Source organism: Hydrogenophaga borbori (assembly GCF_003417535.1).
GTDB lineage: Bacteria > Pseudomonadota > Gammaproteobacteria > Burkholderiales > Burkholderiaceae_C > Hydrogenophaga > Hydrogenophaga borbori.
Genome location: NZ_QVLS01000010.1, coordinates 224,251 through 230,977, shown reverse-complemented (window position 1 = coordinate 230,977; position 6,727 = coordinate 224,251). Strand labels below are relative to the sequence as shown.

The 6,727-nt window shown below is 71.4% G+C and carries 5 protein-coding genes and 1 pseudogene; 4 read left to right on the top strand and 2 right to left on the bottom strand.

Translation table 11 applies throughout. The features are described 5' to 3' along the window. Window positions 1–159: pseudogene (locus DY262_RS22045) on the top strand (methyl-accepting chemotaxis protein); the annotation flags it as partial. Window positions 160–177: 18 nt separating this feature from the next. Here the strand turns inward: DY262_RS22045 and DY262_RS16215 are convergent. Both DY262_RS16215 and DY262_RS16210 read right to left on the bottom strand, forming a co-directional pair. Then, on the bottom strand, window positions 178–882 hold the full coding sequence (locus DY262_RS16215; RefSeq protein WP_116960131.1) for a 16S rRNA (uracil(1498)-N(3))-methyltransferase: 705 nt from the start codon (window positions 880–882) through the stop codon (window positions 178–180). A 58-nt stretch (window positions 883–940) separates the two neighbouring features. Next, a complete protein-coding gene (locus DY262_RS16210; RefSeq protein WP_116960130.1) occupies window positions 941–2,032 on the bottom strand; it encodes an aminoglycoside phosphotransferase family protein in 1,092 nt (363 codons plus the stop codon). 121 nt (window positions 2,033–2,153) lie between these two features. Here DY262_RS16210 and DY262_RS16205 point away from each other — a divergent pair, with 121 nt between their 5' ends. From DY262_RS16205 to rsmA, 3 genes are read left to right on the top strand one after another with little or no spacing between them, the layout of a single operon-like run. Then, the gene (locus tag DY262_RS16205) at window positions 2,154–4,541 is read left to right on the top strand and encodes an LPS-assembly protein LptD (protein WP_116960129.1); all 2,388 of its coding nucleotides are present in this window, start codon (window positions 2,154–2,156) and stop codon (window positions 4,539–4,541) included. Continuing rightward, a complete protein-coding gene (locus DY262_RS16200) occupies window positions 4,534–5,904 on the top strand; it encodes a peptidylprolyl isomerase (RefSeq protein ID WP_116960128.1) in 1,371 nt (456 codons plus the stop codon). The genes DY262_RS16205 and DY262_RS16200 overlap by 8 nt, the downstream gene beginning before the upstream one ends. Continuing rightward, window positions 5,901–6,662 (top strand): 16S rRNA (adenine(1518)-N(6)/adenine(1519)-N(6))-dimethyltransferase RsmA, encoded by a 762-nt coding sequence (gene rsmA, locus DY262_RS16195; protein ID WP_116960127.1) that lies wholly within the window; start codon window positions 5,901–5,903, stop codon window positions 6,660–6,662. Before DY262_RS16200 ends, rsmA begins: the two co-directional genes overlap by 4 nt. Window positions 6,663–6,727: the final 65 nt, after the last annotated feature.

Below are 6,727 nucleotides of genomic sequence, written 5' to 3'. Positions count from 1 at the left end.
GGGCAGGTGAACGTGGCGGTGAACCAGCTGGACCAGATGACGCAGCAGAACGCGGCGCTGGTGGAGCAGAGCGCGGCCGCCGCCCAGAGCCTGAAGGAGCAGGCCGAGCGCCTCAGCCAGGCGGTGGCGGTGTTCCGGCTGGCGCCTCGGGCGGCCTGAGCCGGGCCGCGCGCGGGCTCAGGCGAGCGCGAGCGTCAGCGCCGCCAGGGCCGCGGTCTCGGCGCGCAGCACGCGCGCGCCCAGGTGCGTGGGGGCGAAGCCCGCCGCACGGGCCTGCGCATCCTCGGCGGCGCTCAAGCCGCCTTCGGGGCCGATCAGCACCGTGAGCGGCGCCTCGCCGCGCAGCGCCTGGGGCGCGGGCGCGCCGCCCTCGGCCAGCGAGAGCACCACGCGCGCGCCAGCGGCCTCGCGCAGGAACGCCGCGAAGTCGCGCACCGGTTCGATGGTGGGCACGCGGTTGCGGCCGCACTGCTCGCAGGAGGCCTGCGCGATGGCCCGCCAGTGCGCCTGCTTTTTCAGTGCGCGCTCGCCCGACAGGCGCAGCACGCCGTGCTGCGTGTGCAGCGGCGCGAGCCGCGCCACGCCCAGCTCGGTGGCCTTCTCCACCAGCCAGTCCATGCGCTCGTTGGCGGGCATGCCGATGGCCAGCGTGACCTCGCGCGCCGCCTCGCGCTCGGTGGCCTCGTGCGCCTCCACGCGCACCGCGACCTCGCTGCGACCCATGCGCGCGATGCGCGCCGACCACTGGCCGCCCTCGCCGTTGAACAGGGTGATTTCCTCGCCCGGCTGCAGGCGCAGCACCTGCACATGGCGCGCGGCGCCCGGGGGCAGCGCGAGCTCGGCCCCGGGGGCGAGCGCCGCGTCGCAGAAAAAGCGTGGCATGTGAACCCTTCGCGGTGCGAGAAGCGGACTCACCCAGCGGCGCCGCGCGGCAATGGCCTCATGCCCTGCCGAAGGACCAGCCGCTGGCCGCCTGCAGGCCTTCCACCCCGTCGATCAGGCGCAGCAGCGGCGCCAGTTCGCGGTAGCGGTGGGCGGTGGCGCGGATGTAGGCGATGAAGCGCGGCGCATCGGCCAGGTACTTGGGCTTGCCGTCGCGCAGCGTGAGGCGCGCGAAGATGCCCGCGACCTTGAGGTGGCGCTGCAGGCCCATCCACTCCACCGCGCGGTAGAAGGCGCCGAAGTCGGCGTGCCAGTCCTCGAAATCCATGAGACCGAGCTTGCGCGCCTGTTCCCAGTAACGCACGGTGACATCGATGACGAAGTCTTCCTCCCAGCTGAGGAAGGCGTCGCGCATGAGGCTGGCGATGTCGTAGGCGATGGGGCCGTGCAGCGCGTCCTGGAAATCGAGCACGCCAAGCTGCGTGGCCGGCGTGTCGCCGCGTTCGCGCAGCACCATGAGGTTGCGCGGCATGAAGTCGCGGTGCACGTAGACCGTGGGCATGGCCAGCACGCGGGCCACGATCAGGTCGAAGGTCTTGTGCAGCACCTGTTGCTGGCTGTCGTCCAGGGTGATGCCCTTGTGTTGTCCGAGGTACCAGTCGGGGAAGAGTTGCAGTTCGCGGCGCAGCACGGCCTCGTCGTAGGGCGGCAGCACGCCGGGGCGGCTGGCCTGCTGCCAGGGCAGCAAGGCGGCCAGGGCGTCGCGGTAGAGGTCCGCGTTGGCCTGGGGCTGCGCGGCGTCGATGACGTCCAGCATGGTCTGCGTGCCCAGGTCGTCGAGCAGCAGGAAGCCGTGGGCCCGATCCCAATCGAGCACCTGCGGCACGCGCAGGCCGGCCGCGCGCATCAGCTCGGCGATGCGCACGAAGGGCTCGCTGTTTTCCTTGTCGGGCGGCGCGTCCATCACGATCGCGCTGCCGCCGGCCGCGTCGTCCAGCCGCAGGTAGCGGCGAAAGCTCGCGTCGGCCGAGGCCGGGCGCAGGCTGGCGGGGAGCAGGTGGTGTTGGCGCGCCAGCGGCGCGAGCCAGGTATGGAAGGCCGCCTCGCGCTGCGGGTCGGCCCACGCGACGGTCGTCGGCGGCGGGGTCATGGTTGGGGGAGGTGGGGGGGCTGGGCGCCAGGCCCGCGACGGGCCCCGTGGAATAATCCGGCGGATTCTACAAACGCCTCCAACGCCAGCGTGCGCGGCCCGAACGCCGCCGGGCCCGATCTTGAAACGCCGCACCCTTCCGTCTCGTTCCCCCGTCCGGTACGCGCTCGCGCCGGTGGCCGTGGCGGTGGTCGGCGCCTGCCTGGCCAGCGCCGCACAGGCGCAGGACAAGGGCCTCACGCTGCGCCCCAGCCTGCGTCTGCAGGAGCAGTTGCCGGCCGACGTGCGCAGCCAGACGCCCACGTTCGTCTCCGGCCAGCGCATCGAAGGCCACACCGGCGAGTCCACCACCGTCGAGGGCGAGGCCGAGCTGCGCCGCCACGACACCGTGATCCGCGCCGACCGCCTGAGCTTCGACGACGGCACGCGCGAGGCCCACGCCGAGGGCAATGTGCTCGTCAACCGCAGCGGCGACCGGTTCATGGGCCCCGAGCTGCGGCTCAACGTGGACACCTTCAAGGGCTACTTCGACCAGCCGCAGTTCGAGCTGCTCAACAACAACGGCCGCGGCGACGCCGCGCGCATGGACTTCCAGGACCAGGACCATTCCACCGCGCACCAGGCCCGCTACAGCACCTGCCCGCGCGTGCCGGGCGCCGACTGGATGCCGGCCTGGCTGGTGCGCGCCAACCGCATCGAGTTCGACAACGTGGAGCAGGTCGGCACGGCCTATGGCGGCGCGCTCGAATTCAAGGGCGTGCCCATCCTGGGGGCGCCCTACTTCACCTTCCCGCTGAGCGACGAGCGCAAGTCGGGCCTGCTGCCGCCGGCCATCAACCTGGACAACCTGAGTGGCTTCGAGCTCACGCTGCCCTATTACCTCAACCTGGCGCCGAACTACGACCTGACGCTTTTCCCCACGCTGATGACCAAGCGCGGGATCGACATCGGCGCCGAGTTCCGCTACCTGCAGCCCGACTACACCGGTCGCCTGCGCGGCTCGTTCATGCCCTCCGACCGCCTGCGCGGCGAGGACCGCTGGAGCTACACGCTGCAGCACACGCAGACCCTCACCAACGCCCTCAACCGCCTGGGCGGCGGCGGCAGCTCCGGCCTGTCGCTCAACCTCAACCGGGTGAGCGACGACAACTACTGGCGCGACTTCCCGCGCGCCTCGGCCACGCTGACCCAGCGCCTGCTGCCCAGCGACGCCGTGCTCAGCTGGGGCCGAGGCCCCTGGTCGGCCTCGGCCGGCGTCTACACCTGGCAGACGCTGCAGGACATCGAGACGCCGATCACGCCGCCCTACGACCGCCTGCCCTCGCTGGGCCTGAACTACGGTCTGAGCGACCTGAACTGGGGCGGCCTGTCGGGCCGGGGCGCGGTGTCGCTCTACGGCGAGTACACGCGCTTCGAGTCCGATCCCTTGCTCACCGGCCAGCCCAACGGCGAGCGCGCGATGGCCGTCGCGACCATCAGCCACCGCTTCCAGACGCCGGGCTGGTTCATCGAGCCGCGCGCGCGGCTGCACAGCACGCAGTACAACTTCGACCAGCCGCTGGCCAACGGCCAGCGCAGCGCCTCGCGCGCCGTGCCCACCGTCAGCCTGGACAGCGGCCTGGTGTTCGAGCGCGACGCCAGCTACTTCGGCCGCGCCTTCCTGCAGACCCTGGAGCCGCGCGCCTACTTCACCTGGACGCCGTACCGCGACCAGAGCTTCCTGCCCAACTACGACTCGGCCGCGACCGACTTCAACCTCGCGACCATCTACTCCGACAACGTCTTCACCGGCAACGACCGCATCTCCGATACGCGTGGCGTCACCCTGGGCGTGAGCTCGCGCCTGCTCGACCCCGGCACCGGCGCCGAGATCGTGCGCCTGGGCATCGCGCAGCGCTACCTGCTGGCCGACCAGGACGTCACGCTGCCCGGCGGCACCCCCGTGCAGGAGCGGTTCAGCGACGTGCTGCTGGCCGCGCGCGTGCAGTGGACGCCGCGCTGGCTGTTCGACACCACCTTCCAGTACAACCCGAGCAGCAACGAGTCCGTGCGCACCACCGTGAGCGCGCGCTACACGCCCGGGCCCTACCGCGTGCTCAGCGCCGCCTGGCGCCTGCAGCGCGGCGCCTCCGAGCAGTTCGACATCGGCTGGCAGTGGCCGCTGAGCGGCATCTTCGGCCGCAGCCCCGAGGCCGTGCCCGGCCAGGCCCTCGGCCCCGGCCAGTGGTATGGCGTGGGCCGCGTCAACTACAGCGTGCCCGACCGCAAGATCGTCGATCTGGTGGCGGGCTTTGAGTACGATGCCGGCTGCTGGATCGGGCGCGTGGTGCTCGAAAGGCTCCAGCGCAGCGCGGCCTCGGCGAACCAACGCATCCTGTTCCAGCTCGAATTCACGGGCTTCACGCGCCTCGGCTCCAACCCGCTGCAGACCCTCAGGGACAACGTACCGCGCTACCAATACCTGCGCGAAGAAATCAACCCGCCGAGCCGGTTCCAACGTTATGACTGACCGCCCCTTCCTGACCGCTCTTGCCCTGGGCCTGGCCCTGCTGTGGTCCGCCGCCGTGCCGGCCCAGACCCTGCGCACCCCGGGCGGCCTCACCCTGCCCTCGGCCACCGCGCCCGCCGCGGGCAACCGCACGGCCGACTACATCGTCGCCCTGGTCAATTCCGAGCCCGTCACCAACCACGAGGTGCGCCAGCGCCTGCGCCAGGTCGAGCAGACCATCGCGCAGCGCAACATCACCAACGCCCCGCCGCGCGAGGTGCTGTTGCGCCAGGTGGTCGAGCAGCTCATCAACGAGCGCGCGCAGCTGCACCTGGCCCGCGAAAGCGGACTGCGCGTGAGCGACGCCGAGATCGACCAGGCCGAGCAGAACATCGCCGCCCAGAACAGCCTGAGCCACGAAGAGTTCCGCCGCCGGCTGCGCGCCGACGGCTACGACATCAACCGCTTCCGCGAGGAGCTGCGCCAGCAGCAGTTGCTGCAGCGCCTGCGCGACCGCGAAGTCGATTCGCGCGTGCGCGTGACCGACGCCGACATCGACGAATACCTGCGCGAGCAGAAGGGCAGCAGCGGCGTCGAGAACCTCGAGCTCAACCTCAGCCACGTGCTGGTGCTGGTGCCCGAGAACGCCAGCGAGGCCTTGGTGGCCGAGCGCCAGGCGCGCGCGCAGCGCGTGGCCGAGCGCGCCCGCGCTGGCGAGGACTTCGCCGCGCTCGCGCGCGAATTCTCCGACGCCGCCGAGCGCGTCAACGGCGGCGAGTTCGGCTGGCGCGCGGCCAGCCGGCTGCCCGATCTTTTCGTGAGCAGCACGCGCAATCTGGCGCCGGGCGCCATCGCCGGCCCGCTGCGCAGCCCGGCCGGGTTTCACGTGCTCAAGGTGAACGACAAGCGCCAGGCCGGCATGCCCTCCATGAGCGTGACGCAGACGCGCGCCAGCCATATCCTGCTGCGGCCGAGCGCGCAGCTCACGCCCGAGGCCGCCATCGCGCGCCTGAGCGATTTCCGCCAGCGCATCGCGGCCGGCACGGCGAATTTCGAAACGCTGGCGCGCGAGAACAGCCAGGACGGTTCGGCCGCCAACGGCGGCAGCCTGGGCTGGGCCCTGCCCGGCCAGTTCGTGCCCGAGTTCGAAGAGGCCATGAACCGCCTGCGCCCGGGCGAGGTGTCCGAGCCCATCGTCTCGCGCTTCGGCGTGCACCTCATTCGCGTCGACGAGCGCCGCAACGTGCAACTCGACGAAAAGCAGCAGCGCGAGCGCCTGCGCATGGTCGTGCGCGAGCAGAAGATGGACGAGGCGCTGGCGCTGTGGGCGCGCGACGTGCGCTCGCGCGCCTACGTCGAGATGCGCGAAGACCCGCAGCCGTGAAGCACATCGCGCGCAAGCGCTTCGGGCAGCACTTCCTCACCGACACCGGCGTCATCGACGCCATCGTGCGCGCGATCGATCCGCGCCCGGGCCAGCCCATGGTCGAGATCGGCCCGGGCCTGGCGGCGCTCACGCAGCCGCTGGTGGAGCGGCTCGGCCGCTTGACGGTGATCGAACTCGACCGCGATCTCGCGGCGCGGCTGCGCGACCACGGTCAGCTCGACGTGGTCGAGTCCGACGTGCTCCAGGTGGATTTCAGCGCCCTGCGCGCGTCCGCGTCCGGCCCCTTGCGGGTGGTCGGCAACCTGCCCTACAACATCTCCACGCCCATCCTCTTTCACCTGCTCGAGCACGTCGCGGCCGTGCAGGACCAGCACTTCATGCTGCAGAAGGAGGTCATCGACCGCATGGTCGCCGCGCCCGCCACGGCCGACTACGGGCGCCTGTCGGTGATGCTGCAGTGGCGCTACGCCATGGAAAACGTGCTGTTCGTGCCGCCCGAGGCCTTCGATCCGCCGCCGCGCGTCGACAGCGCCGTGGTGCGCATGTTGCCCTTGGCCGAGCCACCGGTTCTCGATCGGAGGCACTTGGCCGAGCTGGTGCAGGTCGCCTTCAGCCAGCGTCGCAAGCTGCTGCGCCACACCCTGGGCAAGTGGCTGGAGCAGCGCCAGGCCGGCGGCAACTTCGATCTGCAGAGAAGGGCCGAAGAAGTGCCGGTGGCCGAGTACGTGGCGCTGGCTCAAGCCACGCAGGCATGAAAAAGGCCGCGACGGGTGTCGCGGCCTTCCTGTGGTGCCAAGGGTCCGGCCCTGCCGGTCCGTCG